Below are 19,542 nucleotides of genomic sequence, written 5' to 3'. Positions count from 1 at the left end.
ATGTCTAAATGATGCTGCGTTTTTCCTGACGCCTTCGCGAGCAAGCTCGCTCCCACAGGGGCAATGCATCCCAAACTGTAGGAGCGAGCCTGCTCGCGATGGGGCCTTCAAAACTCACTCAAGAACTGACCTTCACCCCACGCCCAAACCGCTCCCGATACACCGACGGCGGCACCCCCACCACCCCGCGAAACGCCACGCGAAAACTCTCCACCGAGCGATACCCGCAGCGCTCGGCAATCTGTTCGGTGTTATGCGGCGTGCTCTCAAGCAGCTCCCGCGCCCGCGCCAGCCGTTCATGCTGCAGCCACGCCTTGGGCGACTGGCCACTGGCCTCGGTGAACCGCCGCAAAAACGTACGCTCGCTCATCGCCGCTTCACTGGCCAGATCGCGCACTTCCAGCGGTTCATGCAAACGCTCGCGCGCCCACTGCATCACCCGTGACAGATCGTTGCGCGGCGTCGGGCTGACCGGCGTCGGAATAAACTGCGCCTGCCCGCCGGTACGCTGTGGCGACATCACCAGTCGCCGCGCCACCGAGTTGGCCACCTGAGTGCCGAAGTCCCGCGCCACCAGATGCAGGCAGGCGTCTATCCCAGCCGCGCTGCCCGCCGAGGTGATCAACTGACCGGCGTCGACGTAAAGCACATCCGCATCAACCGCAATCGCCGGAAAGCGCTGCGCCAGTTCCGTGGCGTAGCGCCAATGCGTGGTGGCGCGGTGCCCGTCGAGCAGGCCGCTGGCCGCCAGCACAAACACACCCGAGCAGATCGACAACAACCGTGCGCCACGGGCATGGGCCTGACGCAGTGCATCGAGTAGCGCTTGAGGCACCTCGGCATTTCGATCGCGCCAACCGGGAATGATGATGGTGCGCGCCTCGGCGAGCAGTTCCAGACCGCCATCGGCCAATACTTGAATGCCACCCAAGGCACGCATCGGGCCTTGATCAACCGCCGCAATGGCGTGGGTGTACCACGGGAAATCGAACTCCGGCCGGGCCAGGCCGAAAATCTCCACGGCTATACCGAACTCGAAAGTACAGAGGCCGTCGTAGGCCAGAATTGCGACCAGACCTGGTGATGTCGGCATTTGGCGGAAAATTCCCGGTGAGTGTCTTGTGCGCCACTGTAGCGGTAAGCGGCGGCTCGATAAAGTCTGTTCACACCCACTCAGATGTAGGAGCAAAAACGCATGACCAGCCTGGTTCGCGAAATTCCCGCCGCTCCATCGGCGATTGCCTTGATGCATTTCAGCAATCGTCTGACCTTCGAAACCGATTGTTCCGACGTGTTCAGCAGCCAGGAGGCTGGCGAGATTGATTTTGTTCTGGTCGACGTGCGCGGCCCGCTGGCTTTTGAGCGCGGGCATGTGCCTGGCGCGATCAATATCCCGAACCGGCTGCTGACGGCAGAGCAACTGGCGGGTTACCCGAAAACCACGCTGTTCGTGGTCTATTGCGCTGGCCCACATTGCAATGGCGCGAACAAGGCAGCGGTGAAACTGGCAGCGCTGGGTTACCCGGTCAAAGAGATGATGGGTGGGGTTACCGGATGGCTTGATGAAGGCTTTCAACTGAGTGTTGAACCAGTCGGCAAAACCGCAATCGGCTGTGAATGCTGATCCCTCGCCACAAAGGGTAGTACTCATCGCAGATTTCCTGCGCGAAATAAGGTTCTGTCCTACAGCCTTTGCACCACAACGGCTCACCGTTGACCCCGGTCAATCGGTGCGCCGATCTTTCGTAAGTATTTGTCGCTTAAACACAATTTACCCTGTGCGCGCCGCCATAGACTGCCGGCCACTTCGGTTTTTATAGCCAATTGGCCATGACCGAACGCTGAATCGAAAGCTGCCAATAAAAGCCTCCGCACACAGGAGTAATAAATGAAGAAGCTAGTGATGTTCGGTGCCCTGGCACTGTCGATGTTGTCCCTGACCGCTGTGGCCGAAGACGCCAAGCCGATCCGCATCGGTATCGAAGCCGGTTACCCGCCGTTCTCGATGAAAACCCCGGACGGCAAACTGGCCGGGTTTGACGTGGACATCGGCGATGCGTTGTGTGAGCAGATGAAAGTCAAATGTACCTGGGTCGAGCAGGAATTCGATGGCCTGATCCCGGCGCTGAAAGTGAAGAAAATCGACGCCATTCTGTCCTCGATGACCATCACCGACGATCGCAAGAAAAACGTCGACTTCACCATCAAGTACTACCACACCCCGGCGCGCTTCGTGATGAAGGCCGGCTCCAACATCACTGACCCGCTGACCCAGCTCAAAGGCAAGAAAGTCGGCGTGCTGCGTGCCAGTACCCACGACCGTTTCGCCACTGAAGTGCTGGTGCCGGCCGGGATCGATCTGGTCCGTTACGGCTCGCAGCAGGAAGCCAACCTTGACATGACCTCCGGTCGTCTCGACGCGATGCTGGCCGACTCGGTCAACCTCAGTGACGGCTTCCTGAAAACCGACGCTGGCAAAGGCTTCGAATTCGTTGGCCCAACCTATGAAGACGCCAAATACTTCGGCGGCGGCGCCGGCATTGCAGTGCGCAAGGGCGATACCGTGCTGGCTGAGCAATTCAACAAGGCCATCACCGAAATCCGCGCCAACGGCAAGTACAAACAAGTGCAAGACAAGTACTTCGACTTTGACGTGTACGGCCATTAATACGCCGTAAAAAAAGTGGCCCCGTTTGCGCGGTGGCCACTTTTTTTGCGCTCTAATTGTGGTGAGACCGTTGTAGGAGTGAGCCTGCTCGCGATAGCGGAGTATCAGACGACGATGATGTTGAATGTTAAACCGCTATCGCGAGCAGGCTCACTCCTACAGGGGATCTTTGTGATCCAGATATTGAGGAGTTACCCATGCAACGCATCGACCACGTTCTGCCCTGGAGCCACTTGGGCAGCGAACGTTCACTCAGCGTGTTCCGCTATGGCGCGGGCACTCGCAAGGTGTACATCCAGGCCAGCCTGCATGCCGATGAACTGCCGGGCATGCGTACCGCATGGGAACTCAAGCAACGCCTCAACGAACTGGAAGCGCAGGGCCGCTTGCAAGGTGTGATCGAACTGGTGCCGGTCGCCAACCCGATCGGGCTCGACCAGCATCTGCAAGGCAATCACATGGGCCGCTTCGAGTTGGGCAGCGGCAAGAATTTCAACCGGGCCTTCGTTGAACTCAGCGCACCGGTAGCGGCATTGATCGGTGATCAATTGGGCGCTGATGCCGAAGCCAACATTGCGCTGATCCGCCAGGCCATGGGCCAGGTTTTCGATGAACTGCCGCCAGCGGCGTCGCAACTGGAGGCACTGCATCGCTTGCTGCTGCGTCATGCCTGCGACGCCGACATCACCCTCGATCTGCATTGCGATTTCGAGGCGGCGATTCACCTGTATGCGTTGCCGCAACACTGGCCGCAGTGGCAATCCCTGGCGGCGCGGCTGAAGGCTGGCGTGGCGCTACTGTGTGAAGACTCCGGCGGCAGCTCGTTCGATGAATCCTGCTCGACGCCGTGGTTGCGTCTGGCGCGAGCCTTCCCGAATGCGGCGATTCCAGCGGCCAACCTCGCCACCACGCTGGAGCTGGGCAGTATGGGCGACACCCGGGTCGATCAGGCCCAGGCCAACTGCGAGGCGATTCTCGGTTTTCTGGCAGAACAGGGTTTTATCAACGGCGAATGGCCGGCGGCGCCGAGCGAGTGCTGCGAAGGGATGCCGTTTGCGGGCACCGAATACCTGTTTGCGCCGCACCATGGCGTGGTGAGTTTCCTGCGCAATGCGGGCGAGTGGGTGGAGGAGGGCGATGCGTTGTTTGAAGTGGTTGATCCGCTGCAGGACCGCGTGAGCACTGTGCGTGCAGGGACCAGTGGCGTGTTGTTCGCGATTGATCGCGGGCGTTACACCGAGCCGGGAATCTGGCAGGCGAAAGTGGCGGGACGGGTGCCGTTTCGTACGGGCAAACTGACTAACGACTGACGGATTTTAGTCGCATCTAAAGGCCTCATCGCGAGCAGGCTCACTCCTACAGGGGAACGCATTCCAAATGTAGGAGTGAGCCTGCTCGCGAAGGGGCCATCAACAACACCCAATTCATAGCCCTTCATTGGATTTGATGGCCTCATCGCTGGCAAGCCAGCTCCCACAGTGGTTGAAGGTGTTCACACAAATTTATTGTGAGCTGACAGCCATCTCCACAGTGATTGGAGGTGTTCAAAAATATTGGATTCACACAAATCCTGTGGGAGCTGGCTTGCCAGCGATGGCGGCATCAGCAACATCCGACATTTGGATCCTTGACCCGGGATGTTAGGCTCCCCCCGAACCCGACACTCTGTGAAAGGAAGGCTCTATGTTGAAGGTCTTTGCCCTGTTGACCCTCCTGGCGTCCAGCGCCGTCCACGCTCAAACCACCCTGCAATCCGATCTGCCGCTCAAGTACATCGAACAGGTCCACGCCGACGCCGATCCGCGTCCGCTGGTGATTTTCCTGCATGGTTACGGCAGCAATGAGGCCGATCTGATCGGCATGAAATTCCAGCTGCCGGCGCAATACAACTACCTGTCGGTGCAGGCACCGTTGGCATTGGGCGAAGGGCGTTTCCAATGGTTTCGCAAGAAAGGCGAAGGTGCCTACAACGGCGAGACCGATGATCTGAAGGCCAGCGGCCAGAAGTTACGGGACTTTATCGCGCAAGCGGCGAAGAAGTATCACGCCGCACCGGACAAGGTGTACCTGATCGGCTTCAGCCAAGGCGCGATGATGACCTACGAGGTGGGGCTGCGGCCGCCCGTTGTCGTGGGTGGTATCGCGGCGTTGAGCGGGCGTTTATTGCCAGTGTTGAAAGCTGAACTGAAGACCGCGCAACCACCGCTGCCACTGAGCATCTTCATCGGTCACGGCACCGCCGATGATCGTGTGCCGTACCACGACGGCACAGCGGCCAACGAACTGTTGCAGAAACTCGCCTATAAACCGCAGTTTCACGCCTATCCCGGCGTCGGTCACAGCATCAGTGCTGCCGAATTGCGCGACTTGAACGCCTGGTTGCAGCAGCTCAATCCTTGAGGATGGTTTTCACCAGTGCGTCGTGACCTTTCTTGTCGCTGACCCGGGAAATCACCTGGACCAGCGCCATACGCGTACCGGAGCCGGCCATCAACGTCGTGTTGAGCGTCTGCCCGCCGCCCTGAGTGGCGGTGCTGTCGACCTGACGCAGACCCAGGCCGGTGCCTTTCTGGGTCAGGCTTTTTTCGCTGAGCTTGTTGAAGTCCGGCAGCGCCTTGCGCTGGGCATCAATGAAATCAGCGACGGTGCCGTCGAGGAACTCACTGTCGTTGTCCTTGACGTTGTTGCCTTCGGGAATCTGGTTTTCGGCGGCAATCACCACGGTTTTGGTCGCTTGGTTGGTGTACATCGTGCCCTTGGCGCCCGTCGAACTGGCCGGCAGCGGATCGGCAACGAAGCCTTTTGGCAGCGTGAAGGTGAATTTGCCATTGAGCATCGAGACCTTCTCGGTGTCGGCTTTTTCCTTGGCCTTGGCGGCTTGAGCGTTGATGGCGCCGAGGCCGGCGACTGCCGCCAGCAACAGGACGACGGCTTTTTTGCTCAACAATGTCATTCGAATCTCCGGGAAGTGGTCGTGCCAGGCGGGCGATCATCCCACGCAGCGCCTTGGCACTCCAGCCCGGCTCGTCCGGACTTATTGATAGAAGCGCTTCAGGCGTCAGACGTTCGCGTTGATCTCACCGGCGCCGGTTTGGCCAGCAACTTGCGCGTCACGCCAAGCATGGCCACCGACACGGCCACGCCAATGGCAAAGCCACTCAGACCCAGGCTCGGCAAGGTCAGCGCCGAGACCAGGCAAAATGCCGAAAACGAGTACATACCGGTCGCCGTCGCCCGTAACAATGCCGCAGTAAACGCTGGGCCGCGCGTCTGCTGGGAAAACACCGCCATGACACTGCCCAGCACCGGAAACACTGCCAACAGCCCGCTCCAGCGTTCGCCGACGGTGCTGGCCAGCATCGTCACCACAAGGGTCAACGCGGCGCCGGCGATCATCCGCCAGATCAGTTTGTCCGACTTCGGCGCCGGGCCGTTGAGCATCGGTTGCACCGTAGGAAACAGGTACGGCGATGCCAACAACGCAACCGCCGCCGCTGCCACTGAAAACGGCAGTGACGCCGGGATCAGCGACAACACCCAAGCAATCACGGCCCACACCGACAGCGACACCGTCAGCGCTAACGGCCAGTTCGCGCGTTGGGCGACCTGCGCGTAGGTGATGCAGAAGGCAATCATCGCGAACATCGCCGACAACGCAGCCACCGCCGAATGCGCGGCAAACTGCGGCCCTTGTTCAATGGCGAGGAAAAACAGAATCGGCCCGACCACCACCGGCAAGCCCGACAGCCACCCGGCCACGCTTGGCCCCCAACGCTTGCCGGCCAGCGAAATCAGCAGCAGAAAACCGGGAATCAGCAGCAGTTTGAGGATCAGCACGCAGGTGTCTCCATCGGGTGAGAGTGGGCCACGTTAGCATTGGCGCTGATGGATTGCTGCATTGTTATACAGAAACTGTATACAAAGTTGCGTTGGCGATTCGTGGCTATGCTCTGATTATCAGGGTTTTGCCGGAGTCGATGCCGCGATGAACAGAACACCAAAGGTGTTGCGTGGATGCTGCGGCATCGGTTTGTGGGCTTTGCTGCTGACCCCGACCTGGGCCAATTGGCAGGACGCGGTGCCGGGCGCGCAGATTATTGGCACCGGCGACTTCAGCGTATGGGGTTTTGATGTGTACAACGCTCGCTTGTGGAGCGCCGCGCGACCGTTGGCGCCGGACCAACCGTTTGCTCTGGAACTGATCTACCGCCGCACCATCTCTCGTGACGACCTGGTGAAAGCCAGTGTCGATGAAATCAAACGTCTGGCTGGCAGCAACATCAGCGCCGCGCAACTTGCAGGCTGGCAGATGCAGATGCAGCAGTCGTTTGTCGATGTACAGGCCGGCACGCGCATTACCGGGGTTTATCTGCCGGGGCAGGGCGCGCGGTTTTTTGTCGGGCAGCAGTTGCAACATGAGATTGATGATCCGCAGTTTGCCCGGGCATTTTTTGATATCTGGCTGGATCCGCGAACGCGCAGCCCCGAGCTGCGTCAGCAGTTGCTGGGGATGACTCGGTAAATCGGTAGGAGCTGCCGAAGGCTGCGATCTTTTGCTCTTCATGGCGCAGCCCGAAACGTCTAAGCTGCGTCTTTCGACTTGTTTCTGGATGTGTGCGTGAAATTCAGTTTGCCTAAAATCGCCACCGCGCCGTTTTGCCCGCCGGAAGTGGCCGGCAGCGTCACGGTTGATCCCAATGCCGCGTTTTTCAAGCGGGTGCTGCGCTTCGCCGGCCCCGGTTTGCTGGTGTCGATCGGCTATATGGATCCGGGCAACTGGGCGACGGCCATCGAAGCCGGATCGCGCTTTGGCTACAGCCTGCTGTTCGTGGTGTTGCTGGCGAGTCTGGCGGGCATGGTCGTGCAGTGCCTGTGTTCGCGGCTGGGTATCGCCACCGGGCGCGATCTGGCGCAATTGTCCCGCGAGCGCTACAGCACGCCGACGGCGCGCCTGCAATGGGTGTTGGCGGAGATCTCGATCATCGCCACCGACCTCGCCGAAGTCCTCGGCTGCGCGCTGGCGTTTCATTTGCTGCTCGGTTGTTCGCTGACCTTCGGCATTGCCCTGACCGCGTTCGATACGCTGTTGGTGCTGGCCTTGCAGAACCGTGGGTTCCGCCGACTGGAAGCGATCATGCTGGTGCTGGTCGCCACCATTGGTGTGTGTTTCTTCGTTGAACTGGTGCTGATCAAACCGTACTGGCCGGATGTCTTTCAGGGTTTCAAACCGTCCTTGTCGGCCATCAGCGATGCAGCGCCGTTGTACCTGGCGATCGGCATTCTCGGCGCCACGGTGATGCCGCATAACCTCTATCTGCATACCTCCATCGTGCAGACGCGGATGATCGGCAAGGATCTGGTGAGCAAACAGGACGCGGTAAAACTGGCACGCATCGACACGATTGGCTCGCTGGCGCTGGCGCTGCTGGTCAACGCGGCGATCCTGATTCTCGCTGCGGCGGCGTTTCACCAGTCCGGGCACACCGACGTGGTGGACATTCAGGATGCCTATCACTTGCTCGATCCGTTGGTTGGCGGCGCGCTCGCCAGTGTGTTGTTTGGCGTGGCGCTGCTCGCGTCCGGCCAGAGTTCGACCTTCACCGGCACCATCGCCGGGCAGGTGATCATGGAGGGCTATCTGAACCTGCGGATTCCCTGCTGGCAACGGCGTCTGATCACCCGAGGCCTGGCGTTGATCCCGGCGTTTATCGGTGTGTGGCTGATGGGCGATAACGCGGTGGGCAAGTTGCTGGTGATGAGCCAGGTGGTGTTGAGCCTGCAACTGCCGTTTGCCTTGTACCCCTTGATCCGCATGACCAATGACAAGCAGCTCATGGGGCCGTTTGTGAACCGCTGGCCGACCCGCGTGCTGGCGTGGGGGTTATTTGTGCTGATCAGCGGGGCCAATAGCTGGTTGATTCTGCAATTGGCGGTCTGACCGTCAATTGTGTGGTGACTGACCTGACGTCTTCGTGAGCAAGCCCACTCCCACCTCTGGAATGCAATTCCCTGTGGGGGCGAGCTTGCTCGCGAAGACGTCCGTTCAGGCGCCGACAGAACCGAACAATGGAATACGCCCATTGAGCGAAGGCCGGTAATGCCAGCTCAGGCGATCCAGTTCCACGCCATGATCGAGAATCTGCCTCAGCGTCGCACTGGCAATGCCCATCGCCAACGCTTGCCCCGGACACTGATGCCGACCGCTGCCAAAACTGAAACTGCGGCGGTTTGCTCGATCCGGCAGAAACAGGTCAGGGTTTTCGTTCAGCGCCGGATCGCGATTAGCCGAGGCCAGCAGCACCAGAATCACATCGCCAGCCTCCAGGCGTACGCCATCGATTTCGCAGGATGCCGCGACAAAGCGCCGGGTGTTCTGTACTGAAGGGTCGAAGCGCTGGACTTCGCTCAGCAGGGCTTCGACGGGGTAAGTGCATAGCTGAGGATTGCGCCGCAACGCCACCAGCGCATTGCCGATCAGTCCGGCGGTGGCTTCAAACGTCTGCGAGCAGAGGCCGATCAGGTTGGCGATCAGGGTTTCTTCATCGCCATTGAAACGCTGCCGGATTCGCGCAAGCAAAGCGCTGTTCCCTTCAGATTCGGCCAGCAACTCGATGAAGTAACCCCGCAGCTGTTCCGCCGCGCGGTGGGCCGCCGCCAGTTGCAGGTCATTGCTCAACGGCGACAGACAGGCGGCGAAGTCGGCAGTCAGGTCACTGATTGCCCGACCCTGCGCCGGGTTGAAGCCGAGTAATGCCGCGACCACGCACACCGGGCCACGGAACATGGCTTTGTAGAGACCGTCGGCGTCTGTGCTGATCAGGCGTGCGCTCACTCTTGCGCGGACCTCGTCGTGATCGATCCACTCCAAAGCAGGCTCGAAGGCCGAACGCGGGCAGCGCTGGCGTTCGCCGTCGCTCATCCGCATTAACTGGCCGAAGACATTGCCGGCCATGCCCTCGACGATCGCCTTGGGCACGGGTTCCAGCGCTGGACGCACCCGGCACTCGGCATGTGCCAGTACGGCGCAAACGGCGCGAGCGCTGCTGGCGACCCACAATTTCAGGCCGGGGTGAAACGTCAGCCCACCTTCGGCGCGCAGTGAGGCGTAGTAGGGATAAGGATCGGCATGAGTCGCAGCGATGATCGGGTCCATGGTTCGCAGCCTTGTCGTGGGGAAAAGTGTTGCTACTATCTCCACTCCTTAACGGCGATGATTCGTCCGGGAGCGAACCATGCATGCAGAACATCAAGACATCGGCGTCTCGCAGGTGGCCGCCGCCATCGCCGAGCCGGCGCGCACGAAAATCCTCTGCTCGTTGATGGACGGCCACGCCCGCACGGCCACCGAGCTGGCGGCCATCGCTGAAGTTGGCGCGTCCACCGCCAGCGCGCACTTGGCCAAACTCAAGGAGCTGGCGCTGGTGCGTCTGCATATCCAGGGGCGCCATCGTTATTACAGCTTGGCCGACAAACGTGTTGCTCAGGCTTTGGAAGCGTTGATGGTGATCGGCCAGAACGCCACGCCGGCCTTCAAGCCGCACACGCCGGATCGCCTGCAATTTGCTCGCACCTGTTACGACCACATGGCCGGGACGCTGGCGGTGCTGCTGCATGACCGCTTTATTGACGCGGGGTGGCTGGTGGCAACCGATGAGCAGGCGTACCGCTTGAGCGCCAGTGGCGAAGGGTTTTTTGCCGGGTTGGGTATTGAGGTCGGCGACCTGTCGACGATGCGTCGCAAATTCGCCTGCCCATGTCTGGACTGGAGCATGCGCCGGCCGCATCTCGGGGGTTCGCTGGGGGCTGCGGTGTTGCAGATGGCGTTGAAGCGCAAATGGCTGACACAGGATCTGGACAGTCGGGCGTTGGCGCTGACGGCGGTGGGGCGCAGGGAAATCCGCGCGCGATTCGGTGTCGAGTTGCCGGTCGAGGCGAAGATCAAAAGATCGCAACCTGCGGCAGCTGCTGCAGGGACTGCATATACCTGAATCGTGTAGGTGCTGCTGAAGGCTGTGATCTTTTGATCTGGTCTTGCACCTTGAACTCACTCATCAGACTCGATACTGTACGCATAACCAGTATTGAGTCGTAGCCATGCAAATCATCGACAAGCTCAGCATCCTCGCCGACGCCGCCAAGTACGACGCCTCCTGCGCGAGCAGCGGTGCGCCCAAGCGCAGTTCCGAAGGCAAGAGCGGCCTGGGCTCGACCGATGGCATGGGCATTTGCCACAGCTACACGCCGGACGGGCGCTGTGTCTCGCTGTTGAAAATTCTGCTGACCAATTTCTGTCTCTACGACTGCCAATACTGCGTCAATCGCCGTTCCAGCGATGTACCGCGTGCTCGCTTCACGCCCGAAGAAGTCGTGGCGCTGACCATGGATTTCTACCGGCGAAACTGCGTCAGCGGGCTGTTTCTCAGTTCCGGCATCATCCGCTCGGCGGACTACACCATGGAGCAGCTTGTCCGCGTGGCGAAGCTGCTGCGTGAAGAGCACGAATTTCGCGGGTACATTCATCTCAAGACCATTCCCGATGCCGACCCAGCGCTGATCGCCGAGGCCGGGCGCTACGCCGATCGCTTGAGCGTCAATATCGAATTGCCCACCGATGCCAGCCTGCAAACCCTGGCGCCGGAGAAAAACATCGGGTCGATCAAGCAGGCGATGCAAACCATCTACACCGGTGAGCAGACTGTACTCAACGAACCTCGCGCGCCAAAATTTGCTCCGGCGGGGCAAAGCACGCAGTTGATTGTCGGCGCCGATGACACGGACGACAGCACAATTCTTCACGGCGCTCAGGCTCTATACGGCAACTTCCGTCTGCGCCGGGTTTATTACTCGGCGTTCAGTCCGATCCCCGACAGCCCGAAAAGCGTGCCGCTGGCCGCGCCGCCATTGATGCGCGAGCATCGTTTGTATCAGGCGGATTTTCTCTTGCGCAGCTACGGCTACAGCGCCGGGGAGTTGCTCGACGGTCCGGGTAATCTTGCGTTGGACATCGATCCGAAACTGGCGTGGGCGTTGCAGAACCGCGAGGTGTTCCCACTGGACCTGAACCGTGCCGAGCCAGCGTTGATCGCGCGCATTCCCGGCATTGGCCTGCGCACCACCGAACGGCTGGTGGAGTTGCGTCGTCAGCGGCGGATCCGCTACGAGGATGTGGCGCGCATGCGCTGCGTGCTGGCGAAGGCCAAGCCGTTCATGATCACCAGCGATTACCACCCGCAGCAGGGCGAGGTCACCAGCCATTTGCTCTACCAGCAATTGCGCGACCGGCCAATGCCACAGCAGATGGGGTTGTGGGGATGATCAATCTCGATTGCGATGACCTGTTCGACACCTGGCGCCAGCAGGCGCGCTGGCTGCTCAGTCATGAAATCGATCCGAGCGTGGTGAGTTGGGCCTCGGAAGGCGTGGCCGATCTGTTTGCCAGTGATGATCACGTGCCTGAGGGCCAGGGGCCATTTCAGGCACGGATTCCGCGTACGCTGCTCGACACACTGGAACAGGCCGCGCAATACCGGGGCGATCAACGCTGGAGCCTGCTGTATGAAGTGCTGTGGCGAGTCAGCCACGGTGATCGTACGGCAATGATGGCCGGTGACAAACTTGGTAGCGAGTTGCAGAGACGGATCAAGCAAGTGAGCCGTGAAGCCCATCATTTGCATGCGTTCGTGCGTTTCATCGAACGCCCGAAAGATTTACCAGGCCCACAATATGTCGCCTGGCACGAACCTGCTCACGACATCCTGCACAGCGCCAGTGAGCATTTCGTTGCACGTATGGGACGGCACCGCTGGCTGATTGCGACACCACGCGATGGCGTTTACTACGATGGCGAACAACTGATTCATCAGCGCCACTGCCCGGTTGAATGGCAGCAAATGGCGCAGAACGTCGACGATCCCCACGGCGAATTGTGGTTGACCTATTACAGCCACATCTTCAACCCGGCGCGGTTGAACCCGAAGGTCATGCAGGGGCATTTGCCGGTGCGGTTCTGGAAGAACCTGCCGGAGGGAGAGTTGATTCCCGGATTGATCACCCAGGCGCGGATGGGCAAGCAACAGAACGGGCAGGCCAGCGGAATCGCCTCGCGGGCGGGCAAGCGCATCGCATTGAAATAGTCTGGATGCAGTCGTCAGCTCAGCGAGTTGCCAAAGCCATCAGCAGACCAAAACCGGCAAAGGTCACGCCCGAGACTTTCGCCGCGAGCCACGATCCTTTCGGGCTCGACAGCCAACCTTTGGCGGCATTGGCAAGCAGGGCGTAGCTGCCATGCACCACAATCACCAGTACCGCGTAAAAGGCCTGTTCCGTGTCGATGAACTGCGGGAACACCGCCAGAAAGAAGAAGATGGCTTTGGGATTGAGAAACTGCAAAGACGCTGCTTCCAGAAAGCGGTAGCCCGCACGAGAAGGGCGAACCGCTTGCAGGGTACGGAAACGGTCCGAACGCCAGCTCTTGAAACCGAGGTACAACAGGTAGGCAGCCCCAGCGTATTTCAGCACACTGAAGGCCGTCGCCGAGGCGCTGAGGATCAGGCCGAGGCTGGTAGCACTGAGAGCTGCAACCACAAAAGCCCCCGAGGCGATCCCCAGAATCCCCGGCACTGCGCCGGTCCAGCCCAGGCGCACGGCATTGGAAAGCGTCAGGATCACACCCGGACCGGGGCTTAGGATGATCAGGGTGGCGAACAGGACAAAGAGTCCGTAGCTGTGCATGGTGGTGCTCCGTCGAATCGCATGTCTGCGTGCAGGCAGATTGGCGTGACGACAAAATGCTGACAAACGCTTTAAATGCAGCCTACATGTAACTAAATTAGACGCATGAAAAATCCACTTCCCCCGCTAAACGCGGTTCGTGCCTTCGCTGTGGCCGCGCGTCACCAGAGCTTCAGCCTGGCGGCCGATGAACTGCATGTCAGTCACAGTGCGGTCAGCCGCCACGTCAAACTGCTGGAAGAACATTTGGGTGTTCTGCTGTTTGAAAGGCGTGTCAGGCAGTCGCTGCTGACGCCGGCCGGTCAGCGTTTTTATCAGCAAGTCAGCGCTGGTCTGGCGCAGATTGCCGACGCCGCTGCCGAATTGAAACAGCAGGCGGCGCGACCGACGATCAAGATAAATGTCCGGCCGTCCTTCGCGCTGTTATGGCTGACGCCTCGGTTGGCGGACTTCGCGGCGCAGCATCCGCATATCGACGCCCAAGTCGTCACGCAGACGCAATCGCCGGATCCGGCCCGCGATGATTTCGACATTGTCATCCGTCGTGGCCGCGACGACTGGGCGCCGGCGCTCGAGGCGCACGCATTGTTCGAGGATGAGTTGGTTCTGGTCGCGGCGCCTGGATTGATTGAGCGACTGCCGCTGGCGAACCTCGCAGGCCTCAGCGCACATACCTTGTTGACCGTCAGGGCGCGTCGCGAGGACTGGCACCACTGGGCCATGCATTTCGGGCAAAGTCAAAGCACCACGCAGGTGATCCGGCAATTCGATTACATGCACCGGGTGCTGGAGGCAGCGGTGGCGGGCGATGGGCTGGCGCTGTGTCCGACCACATTGCTTGGCACGCATTTGTCGAGCGGTCGGTTGATCTGCCCGTTGCCGGACTTGCGCATGCCACTGCCGCGCTATTACTACGGTGTGGCGCCGCAAGCGTCTGCGTACAGCAACGTGTTCATCGAGTGGTTGCACAAACAGCGGCCATGAAAAAGCCCCCAGCGATCACTCGATGGGGGCTTTTGTGCATCAGCAGTCGTCAGATCAAACCTTGACGATCCAGCCCGCTGGCGCTTCGATGTCGCCGGTCTGCACGCCAGTCAGCTCTTTGTAGAGCTTCTGGGTAACAGGGCCGACTTCAGTTTCGCTGTGGAAAACGTGCAGGTGATCGTTGTAGCTGATACCGCCGATCGGGGTGATGACCGCAGCGGTACCGCAGGCGCCGGCTTCCTTGAAGTCCGACAGTTTGTCGATCAGCACGTCGCCTTCAACCACTTCCAGGCCCAGACGTGATTTCGCCAGTTCAATCAGCGACAGACGGGTGATACCCGGCAGTACCGACGGCGAGTTCGGGGTGACGAACTTGTTGTCGTGGGTGATCCCGAAGAAGTTGGCCGAACCGACTTCCTCGATTTTGGTGTGGGTCATCGGATCGAGATAGATCGCGTCGGCGAAGTTGGCTTTTTTCGCTTTCGAGCCCGGCATCAGGCTGGCGGCGTAGTTGCCACCGACCTTGGCTGCGCCGGTGCCTTGTGGGGCCGCGCGGTCGTAGCTGGAGATCTGGAAGTTGTGAGGAGTCAGGCCACCCTTGAAGTAGGCACCGACCGGAATGCAGAAGATCGAGAAGATGAACTCGGGAGCGGTGCGCACGCCGATGTTGTCACCCACGCCGATCACGAACGGACGCAGGTACAGCGCGCCGCCGGTGCCGTAGGGCGGAATGAAGCGCTCGTTGGCACGAACCACGGCTTTACAGGCTTCGATGAACTGCTCGGTGTCGACCGTCGGCATCAGCAGACGCGCACAGCTGCGTTGCATGCGCAGGGCGTTCTGGTCTGGGCGGAACAGGTTGATCGAGCCGTCCTTGCAACGATAGGCCTTCATGCCTTCGAAGCACTGCTGGCCATAGTGAAGGGCAGTCGAGCCTTCGCTGATGTGCAGCACGTTATCTTCGGTCAGGGTGCCTTTGTCCCACTCGCCATCGCGAAAGTACGACAGATAGCGTTTGTCGGTCTTGATGTAGTCAAAACCCAGCTTGTCCCAATTGATGCTTTCGTTACCCATGACACCCTCTATCACTGAACAACCGTCGAAACGGTTCAAGGCTTCTGACGTTTTTTGGATGGGCACAACAATACTTCATTCTTGCGCGGTTTCGCAGCCCGGACGATGGAGGGATTGGCAAAAATATTAGCTTGCTTACTAAATCCCCATCATTCCTGCATGCCCCAGCTCTTTTGTGGCGAGGGAGCTTGCTCCCGCTCCAGTGCGCAGCACTGGCAAAACCGGACACTGCGGTGCATCAGATGCACGGTGGTGGCGGGGTTTGGGGCCGCTTCGCAGCCCAGCGGGAGCAAGCTCCCTCGCCACAGGTTTTTGTGTCACAGGTGCAACGCATGCCCCAAAGCACGCAGCGCCGCTTCCTGCACCGCCTCACCCAAAGTCGGGTGCGCATGAATGGTGCCGCCGATGTCTTCCAGTCGCGCACCCATTTCCAGGCTTTGCGCAAACGCCGTGGACAATTCCGAAACCCCAACGCCCACCGCTTGCCAGCCGACAACCAGATGATTGTCGCGACGAGCGACCACCCGCACGAAACCGCTTTTCGATTCCAGGGTCATCGCCCGGCCATTGGCGGCGAACGGGAAACTGGAAACGATGCAGTCCAGTCCGGCAGCCTTGGCCTCGTCCGGAGTCTTGCCGACCACCACCAGTTCCGGGTCGGTGAAGCACACGGCGGCAATGGCGGTCGGATTGAATTCGCGGGTTTTGCCGCTGATCAACTCGGCAACCATTTCGCCTTGAGCCATTGCACGGTGAGCCAGCATCGGCTCGCCGGAGAGGTCGCCGATGGCGTAGACGTTGCGCATACTGGTCTGGCAGCGGCTGTCGATCTTGATTGCCGAGCCGTTCATCTCAAGATTAAGCGCCTCGAGGTTCCAGCCCTGAGTATTAGGTTTGCGCCCGACGGCAACCAGCACCTGATCGGTTTGCAGGTTCAGGGTATCGCCATTCGGATCGCGCACTTGCAACGTGCCGTCGAAGCCTAAAACGCTGTGCTTGAGATACAGCTTTACACCCAGTTGCTTCAGCGCGTCATGCACCGGTTGTGTCAGTTCCGCGTCATAGGCCGGCAGGATGCGATCCTGGGCCTCGACCACACTGACCTCGGCACCCAGCTTGCGATAGGCAATGCCCAACTCCAGACCGATATAACCACCGCCGACCACCACCAGGCGTTTGGGTACCGACTTCGGTGCCAGTGCTTCGGTGGAGGAGATGATCGGCCCGCCAATCGGCAGGATCGGCAGGTTGACGCTGGTGGACCCGGTGGCCAGCACCAGATGCTCGCACTGGATACGGGTTTCGCCGACTTCGACGGTTTTGCCATCGATAATTTTGGCCCAGCCATTGATGACCTGGACTTTGTTCTTTTTCAGCAGTGCGGCGACGCCAGTAGTCAGGCGATCAACAATGCCATCCTTCCATTCGACGCTTTTAGTAATGTCGAGAGTAGGGGCGGAAACACTGATACCCAGCGCCGAATGCTGGTTGTGGTGTTGAGTCTGGTGAAACTGCTCGGCCACATGAATCAGCGCTTTCGACGGGATGCAGCCGATGTTCAGGCAAGTGCCACCCAGCGATTGGCCTTCGACCAGAATCGTCGGAATGCCCAGTTGTCCGGCGCGAATAGCTGTGACGTAACCGCCGGGGCCGCCGCCGATAATCAGCAGCGTGGTGTTCAAGGATTGCATGGGTGCCTTACTCCACAAACAAAGTGGCGGGTTGTTCGAGCAAACCGCGAATGGCCTGAATGAACAGCGCCGCGTCCATGCCGTCGACCACCCGGTGATCGAAGGAGCTGGAGAGGTTCATCATCTTGCGAATCACCACCTGGCCTTTGACGACCATCGGGCGCTCGACGATTTTGTTCACGCCGACGATCGCCACTTCCGGCAGGTTCAGCACCGGCGTGCTGACGATGCCGCCCAGTGCACCGAGGCTGGTAAGGGTGATGGTCGAGCCCGACAGTTCATCACGGCTGGCCTTGCCATTGCGTGCGGCATTGGCCAGACGCGAGATCTCCGCCGCGTTGTCCCACAGGCTGCGCGCCTCGGCGTGACGCACCACCGGCACCATCAGGCCGACATCGCTTTGTGTAGCGACGCCAACATGCACCGCGCCGAGGCGGGTGATGACCTGGGCTTCGTCGTCGTAGCGAGCGTTCATTTGCGGGAAGTCACGCAGGGCAACGACCAATGCACGTACGAGGAACGGCAACAAGGTCAACTTGCCACGGCTGACGCCGTGTTTTTCGTTGAGGTGCGCGCGCAGTTCTTCGATCGCGGTGACGTCGATTTCTTCGACGTAGCTGAAGTGTGCTGCACGCTGGGTGGCGTCCTGCATGCGTTGGGCGATCTTGCGGCGCATGCCGATCACTTGGATCTGTTCTTCATCGTTGCGCTCGGCGTAAGCGGCAGATGCAGGTGCCGATGCATTCGACTGACCTTGCGCCAGATAGGCGTCGAGGTCTTCGTGCAGCACGCGACCGGCCGGGCCGGAACCACGGACCAGACGCAATTGGATGCCCAGATCCAGCGCATGCTTGCGCACTGCCGGCGAGGCCAATGGGCGTTCGTCTGCTTCGCGAGCCACCATCGGACCTTGGCAAACAGCAGCCGGACGCGGTGCGGCGGCTGGAGCAGGTTTGTTCTCGACGACGGTTTCGACTTTCGGTGCAACAGGTTCTTTCGCCGCAACTGGAGCCGGTTTGTCGGACTCCTTCAGATTGCCCGCGCCTTCCACTTCAATACTGATCAGTACACTGCCGACCGCCATCACTTCGCCCGGCTGACCGCCGAGGGCAATGACTTTACCGTGCACGGGCGACGGAATATCGACCATCGCCTTATCCGTCATCACGTCCGCCAATACCTGATCTTCCACGACCAGATCGCCAACCTTGACGTGCCACTGCGACAGTTCTACTTCTGCGATGCCTTCGCCGATGTCCGGCATCTTGATAACGTGCGTGCCCATTCAGACCTCCATGACCCGTTTCCGCCGCGCCCACTCGGGACGGCCCAGGGAAATACGCCCACTCTTGCGCGTGCGGGTAGGGGGTGTCCCAACCGGTGACGCGTTCGATCGGCGCTTCCAGGTGATGGAAGCAATGCTCTTGCACCAGCGACACCAGTTCGGCGCCGAAACCGCAGGTGCGGGTGGCTTCGTGAACCACCACGCAACGGCCGGTTTTCTTCACCGATTTGACGATGGTTTCCAGATCCAGCGGCCACAGGCTGCGCAGGTCGATGACTTCAGCATCGACGCCGGACTCTTCGGCGGCAACTTGCGAGACGTACACGGTGGTGCCGTAAGTCAGCACGGTCACGTCTTTACCCGGACGAGTGATCGCCGCGACGTCCAGCGGTACGGTGTAGTAACCATCCGGGACCTGGGCTTGCGGGTGTTTCGACCACGGGGTTACCGGGCGGTCGTGGTGGCCGTCGAACGGGCCGTTGTACAGGCGTTTTGGCTCAAGAAAGATCACCGGGTCATCGTTTTCGATGGAGGCGATCAGCAGGCCTTTGGCATCGTACGGGTTGGAGGGCATGACGGTGCGCAGGCCACAGACCTGAGTGAACATCGCCTCGATACTCTGGCTGTGGGTCTGGCCACCGTAGATGCCGCCACCGCAAGGCATGCGCAACGTCATCGGTGCGGTGAACTCGCCGGCCGAGCGATAACGCAGGCGGGCGGCTTCGGAAATGATCTGGTCGGAAGCAGGGTAGACGTAGTCGGCGAACTGGATTTCCGCTACCGGGCGCAGACCGTAAGCGCCCATGCCGACGGCAACGCCGACGATGCCGCTCTCGGAGATCGGTGCGTCGAACACCCGCGAAGTGCCGTATTTGGTTTGCAGACCTTCGGTGCAACGGAACACGCCGCCGAAGTAACCGACGTCCTGACCGAACACCACCACATTGTCGTCACGCTCAAGCATCACATCCATGGCCGAGCGCAGGGCCTGGATCATGGTCATGGTGGTCGTGGTCATGGCGGTTTCCAACTGAATATTTTTTTTGTGATGTTTAATTTAAGATTCAAATCTTGTGACTGTTGTGCTTCTAGTTTTCCGTCTTCTGTTT

Annotated in this window: 18 protein-coding genes and 1 pseudogene; 10 read left to right on the top strand and 9 right to left on the bottom strand. The window is 60.1% G+C overall.

All coding sequences use genetic code 11. The features are described from left to right. Window positions 1-118: 118 nt before the first annotated feature. The gene (gene ftrA / locus ACIONG_RS09895; protein WP_401298680.1) at window positions 119-1,093 is read right to left on the bottom strand and encodes a transcriptional regulator FtrA; all 975 of its coding nucleotides are present in this window, start codon (window positions 1,091-1,093) and stop codon (window positions 119-121) included. Window positions 1,094-1,195: 102 nt separating this feature from the next. On the opposite strand from ftrA, the gene ACIONG_RS09890 reads away from it, so the two are divergent. The 4 genes from ACIONG_RS09890 (at window position 1,196) to ACIONG_RS09875 (ending at window position 5,068) form a co-directional block, all read left to right on the top strand. Continuing rightward, window positions 1,196-1,624 (top strand): rhodanese-like domain-containing protein, encoded by a 429-nt coding sequence (locus ACIONG_RS09890; protein WP_401298677.1) that lies wholly within the window; start codon window positions 1,196-1,198, stop codon window positions 1,622-1,624. Between the two features lie 264 nt (window positions 1,625-1,888). Next, window positions 1,889-2,668, top strand: a complete 780-nt coding sequence (locus tag ACIONG_RS09885; protein WP_401298674.1) for an ABC transporter substrate-binding protein — start codon at window positions 1,889-1,891, stop codon at window positions 2,666-2,668. 197 nt (window positions 2,669-2,865) lie between these two features. Then, entirely contained in the window at window positions 2,866-3,978 is a 1,113-nt protein-coding gene (locus ACIONG_RS09880) for a succinylglutamate desuccinylase/aspartoacylase family protein (protein WP_401298671.1), read from the top strand. A 373-nt stretch (window positions 3,979-4,351) separates the two neighbouring features. After that, window positions 4,352-5,068, top strand: a complete 717-nt coding sequence (locus ACIONG_RS09875; RefSeq protein WP_401298668.1) for an alpha/beta hydrolase — start codon at window positions 4,352-4,354, stop codon at window positions 5,066-5,068. Here ACIONG_RS09875 and ACIONG_RS09870 read toward each other — a convergent pair. Together ACIONG_RS09870 and ACIONG_RS09865 are read right to left on the bottom strand one after the other, a co-directional pair. Next, a complete protein-coding gene (locus ACIONG_RS09870) occupies window positions 5,058-5,621 on the bottom strand; it encodes a hypothetical protein (protein WP_401298665.1) in 564 nt (187 codons plus the stop codon). The two genes, ACIONG_RS09875 and ACIONG_RS09870, sit on opposite strands and share 11 nt — an antisense overlap. Before the next feature lie 98 nt (window positions 5,622-5,719). Further along, window positions 5,720-6,505 carry a hypothetical protein gene (locus ACIONG_RS09865; RefSeq protein WP_212809340.1) on the bottom strand — a complete coding sequence of 262 codons (786 nt, stop codon included), beginning with the start codon at window positions 6,503-6,505 and terminating at the stop codon, window positions 5,720-5,722. Window positions 6,506-6,653: 148 nt separating this feature from the next. Here ACIONG_RS09865 and ACIONG_RS09860 point away from each other — a divergent pair, with 148 nt between their 5' ends. Next, the gene (locus ACIONG_RS09860; RefSeq protein ID WP_103305872.1) at window positions 6,654-7,190 is read left to right on the top strand and encodes a chalcone isomerase family protein; all 537 of its coding nucleotides are present in this window, start codon (window positions 6,654-6,656) and stop codon (window positions 7,188-7,190) included. A gap of 147 nt (window positions 7,191-7,337) precedes the next feature. Further along, window positions 7,338-8,606, top strand: a complete 1,269-nt coding sequence (locus ACIONG_RS09855) for an Nramp family divalent metal transporter (RefSeq protein ID WP_401298856.1) — start codon at window positions 7,338-7,340, stop codon at window positions 8,604-8,606. Between the two features lie 105 nt (window positions 8,607-8,711). Here the strand turns inward: ACIONG_RS09855 and ACIONG_RS09850 are convergent, their stop codons facing one another. After that, on the bottom strand, window positions 8,712-9,821 hold the full coding sequence (locus ACIONG_RS09850; protein WP_401298661.1) for a cytochrome P450: 1,110 nt from the start codon (window positions 9,819-9,821) through the stop codon (window positions 8,712-8,714). A gap of 79 nt (window positions 9,822-9,900) precedes the next feature. On the opposite strand from ACIONG_RS09850, the gene ACIONG_RS09845 reads away from it, so the two are divergent. The 3 genes from ACIONG_RS09845 to ACIONG_RS09835 all read left to right on the top strand — a co-directional run bounded on the left by ACIONG_RS09845 (window position 9,901) and on the right by ACIONG_RS09835 (window position 12,801). Continuing rightward, window positions 9,901-10,656 (top strand): ArsR/SmtB family transcription factor, encoded by a 756-nt coding sequence (locus ACIONG_RS09845; protein ID WP_401298658.1) that lies wholly within the window; start codon window positions 9,901-9,903, stop codon window positions 10,654-10,656. A gap of 106 nt (window positions 10,657-10,762) precedes the next feature. After that, entirely contained in the window at window positions 10,763-11,983 is a 1,221-nt protein-coding gene (locus ACIONG_RS09840) for a putative DNA modification/repair radical SAM protein (RefSeq protein ID WP_103305876.1), read from the top strand. Further along, window positions 11,980-12,801, top strand: a complete 822-nt coding sequence (locus tag ACIONG_RS09835; protein WP_401298653.1) for a TIGR03915 family putative DNA repair protein — start codon at window positions 11,980-11,982, stop codon at window positions 12,799-12,801. The genes ACIONG_RS09840 and ACIONG_RS09835 overlap by 4 nt, the downstream gene beginning before the upstream one ends. A 19-nt stretch (window positions 12,802-12,820) precedes the next feature. Here the strand turns inward: ACIONG_RS09835 and ACIONG_RS09830 are convergent, their stop codons facing one another. Then, on the bottom strand, window positions 12,821-13,399 hold the full coding sequence (locus ACIONG_RS09830; RefSeq protein ID WP_401298650.1) for a LysE family translocator: 579 nt from the start codon (window positions 13,397-13,399) through the stop codon (window positions 12,821-12,823). Window positions 13,400-13,504: 105 nt separating this feature from the next. Between ACIONG_RS09830 and ACIONG_RS09825 the strand changes: the two genes are divergently transcribed. After that, the gene (locus ACIONG_RS09825; RefSeq protein ID WP_401298647.1) at window positions 13,505-14,383 is read left to right on the top strand and encodes a LysR substrate-binding domain-containing protein; all 879 of its coding nucleotides are present in this window, start codon (window positions 13,505-13,507) and stop codon (window positions 14,381-14,383) included. Window positions 14,384-14,437: 54 nt separating this feature from the next. Here ACIONG_RS09825 and ACIONG_RS09820 read toward each other — a convergent pair whose 3' ends face one another. The 4 genes and pseudogenes from ACIONG_RS09820 to ACIONG_RS09805 form a co-directional block, all read right to left on the bottom strand. After that, complete coding sequence (locus tag ACIONG_RS09820; protein WP_024013350.1) at window positions 14,438-15,457, bottom strand: branched-chain amino acid aminotransferase; 1,020 nt, start codon at window positions 15,455-15,457, stop codon at window positions 14,438-14,440. A 317-nt stretch (window positions 15,458-15,774) separates the two neighbouring features. Further along, entirely contained in the window at window positions 15,775-17,148 is a 1,374-nt protein-coding gene (gene lpdA / locus ACIONG_RS09815) for a dihydrolipoyl dehydrogenase (RefSeq protein ID WP_401298644.1), read from the bottom strand. Between the two features lie 7 nt (window positions 17,149-17,155). After that, window positions 17,156-18,433 carry a dihydrolipoamide acetyltransferase family protein gene (locus ACIONG_RS09810; RefSeq protein ID WP_401298641.1) on the bottom strand — a complete coding sequence of 426 codons (1,278 nt, stop codon included), beginning with the start codon at window positions 18,431-18,433 and terminating at the stop codon, window positions 17,156-17,158. Then, a pseudogene (locus ACIONG_RS09805) lies at window positions 18,434-19,451 on the bottom strand (alpha-ketoacid dehydrogenase subunit beta). It lies immediately after the preceding gene. Window positions 19,452-19,542 lie beyond the last annotated feature (91 nt).

This window comes from Pseudomonas sp. NPDC087817, assembly GCF_044742875.1.
GTDB lineage: Bacteria > Pseudomonadota > Gammaproteobacteria > Pseudomonadales > Pseudomonadaceae > Aquipseudomonas.
The sequence above is the reverse complement of the archived record's forward strand: the minus strand, read 5'-3'. Positions and strand labels throughout refer to the sequence as shown.

What these genes read in the sequence shown, in the direction of transcription:
- ACIONG_RS09885 (WP_401298674.1), top strand. Translation starts at nt 1,889, where the DNA reads ATGAAGAAGCTAGTGATGTTCGGTGCCCTGGCACTGTCGATGTTGTCC.
- ACIONG_RS09835 (WP_401298653.1), top strand. Translation starts at nt 11,980, where the DNA reads ATGATCAATCTCGATTGCGATGACCTGTTCGACACCTGGCGCCAGCAG.
- ACIONG_RS09860 (WP_103305872.1), top strand. Translation starts at nt 6,654, where the DNA reads ATGAACAGAACACCAAAGGTGTTGCGTGGATGCTGCGGCATCGGTTTG.
- lpdA (WP_401298644.1), bottom strand. Translation starts at nt 17,148, where the DNA reads ATGCAATCCTTGAACACCACGCTGCTGATTATCGGCGGCGGCCCCGGC.
- ACIONG_RS09810 (WP_401298641.1), bottom strand. Translation starts at nt 18,433, where the DNA reads ATGGGCACGCACGTTATCAAGATGCCGGACATCGGCGAAGGCATCGCA.
- ACIONG_RS09825 (WP_401298647.1), top strand. Translation starts at nt 13,505, where the DNA reads ATGAAAAATCCACTTCCCCCGCTAAACGCGGTTCGTGCCTTCGCTGTG.
- ACIONG_RS09875 (WP_401298668.1), top strand. Translation starts at nt 4,352, where the DNA reads ATGTTGAAGGTCTTTGCCCTGTTGACCCTCCTGGCGTCCAGCGCCGTC.
- ACIONG_RS09870 (WP_401298665.1), bottom strand. Translation starts at nt 5,621, where the DNA reads ATGACATTGTTGAGCAAAAAAGCCGTCGTCCTGTTGCTGGCGGCAGTC.
- ftrA (WP_401298680.1), bottom strand. Translation starts at nt 1,093, where the DNA reads ATGCCGACATCACCAGGTCTGGTCGCAATTCTGGCCTACGACGGCCTC.
- ACIONG_RS09840 (WP_103305876.1), top strand. Translation starts at nt 10,763, where the DNA reads ATGCAAATCATCGACAAGCTCAGCATCCTCGCCGACGCCGCCAAGTAC.
- ACIONG_RS09820 (WP_024013350.1), bottom strand. Translation starts at nt 15,457, where the DNA reads ATGGGTAACGAAAGCATCAATTGGGACAAGCTGGGTTTTGACTACATC.
- ACIONG_RS09830 (WP_401298650.1), bottom strand. Translation starts at nt 13,399, where the DNA reads ATGCACAGCTACGGACTCTTTGTCCTGTTCGCCACCCTGATCATCCTA.
- ACIONG_RS09890 (WP_401298677.1), top strand. Translation starts at nt 1,196, where the DNA reads ATGACCAGCCTGGTTCGCGAAATTCCCGCCGCTCCATCGGCGATTGCC.
- ACIONG_RS09845 (WP_401298658.1), top strand. Translation starts at nt 9,901, where the DNA reads ATGCATGCAGAACATCAAGACATCGGCGTCTCGCAGGTGGCCGCCGCC.
- ACIONG_RS09880 (WP_401298671.1), top strand. Translation starts at nt 2,866, where the DNA reads ATGCAACGCATCGACCACGTTCTGCCCTGGAGCCACTTGGGCAGCGAA.
- ACIONG_RS09850 (WP_401298661.1), bottom strand. Translation starts at nt 9,821, where the DNA reads ATGGACCCGATCATCGCTGCGACTCATGCCGATCCTTATCCCTACTAC.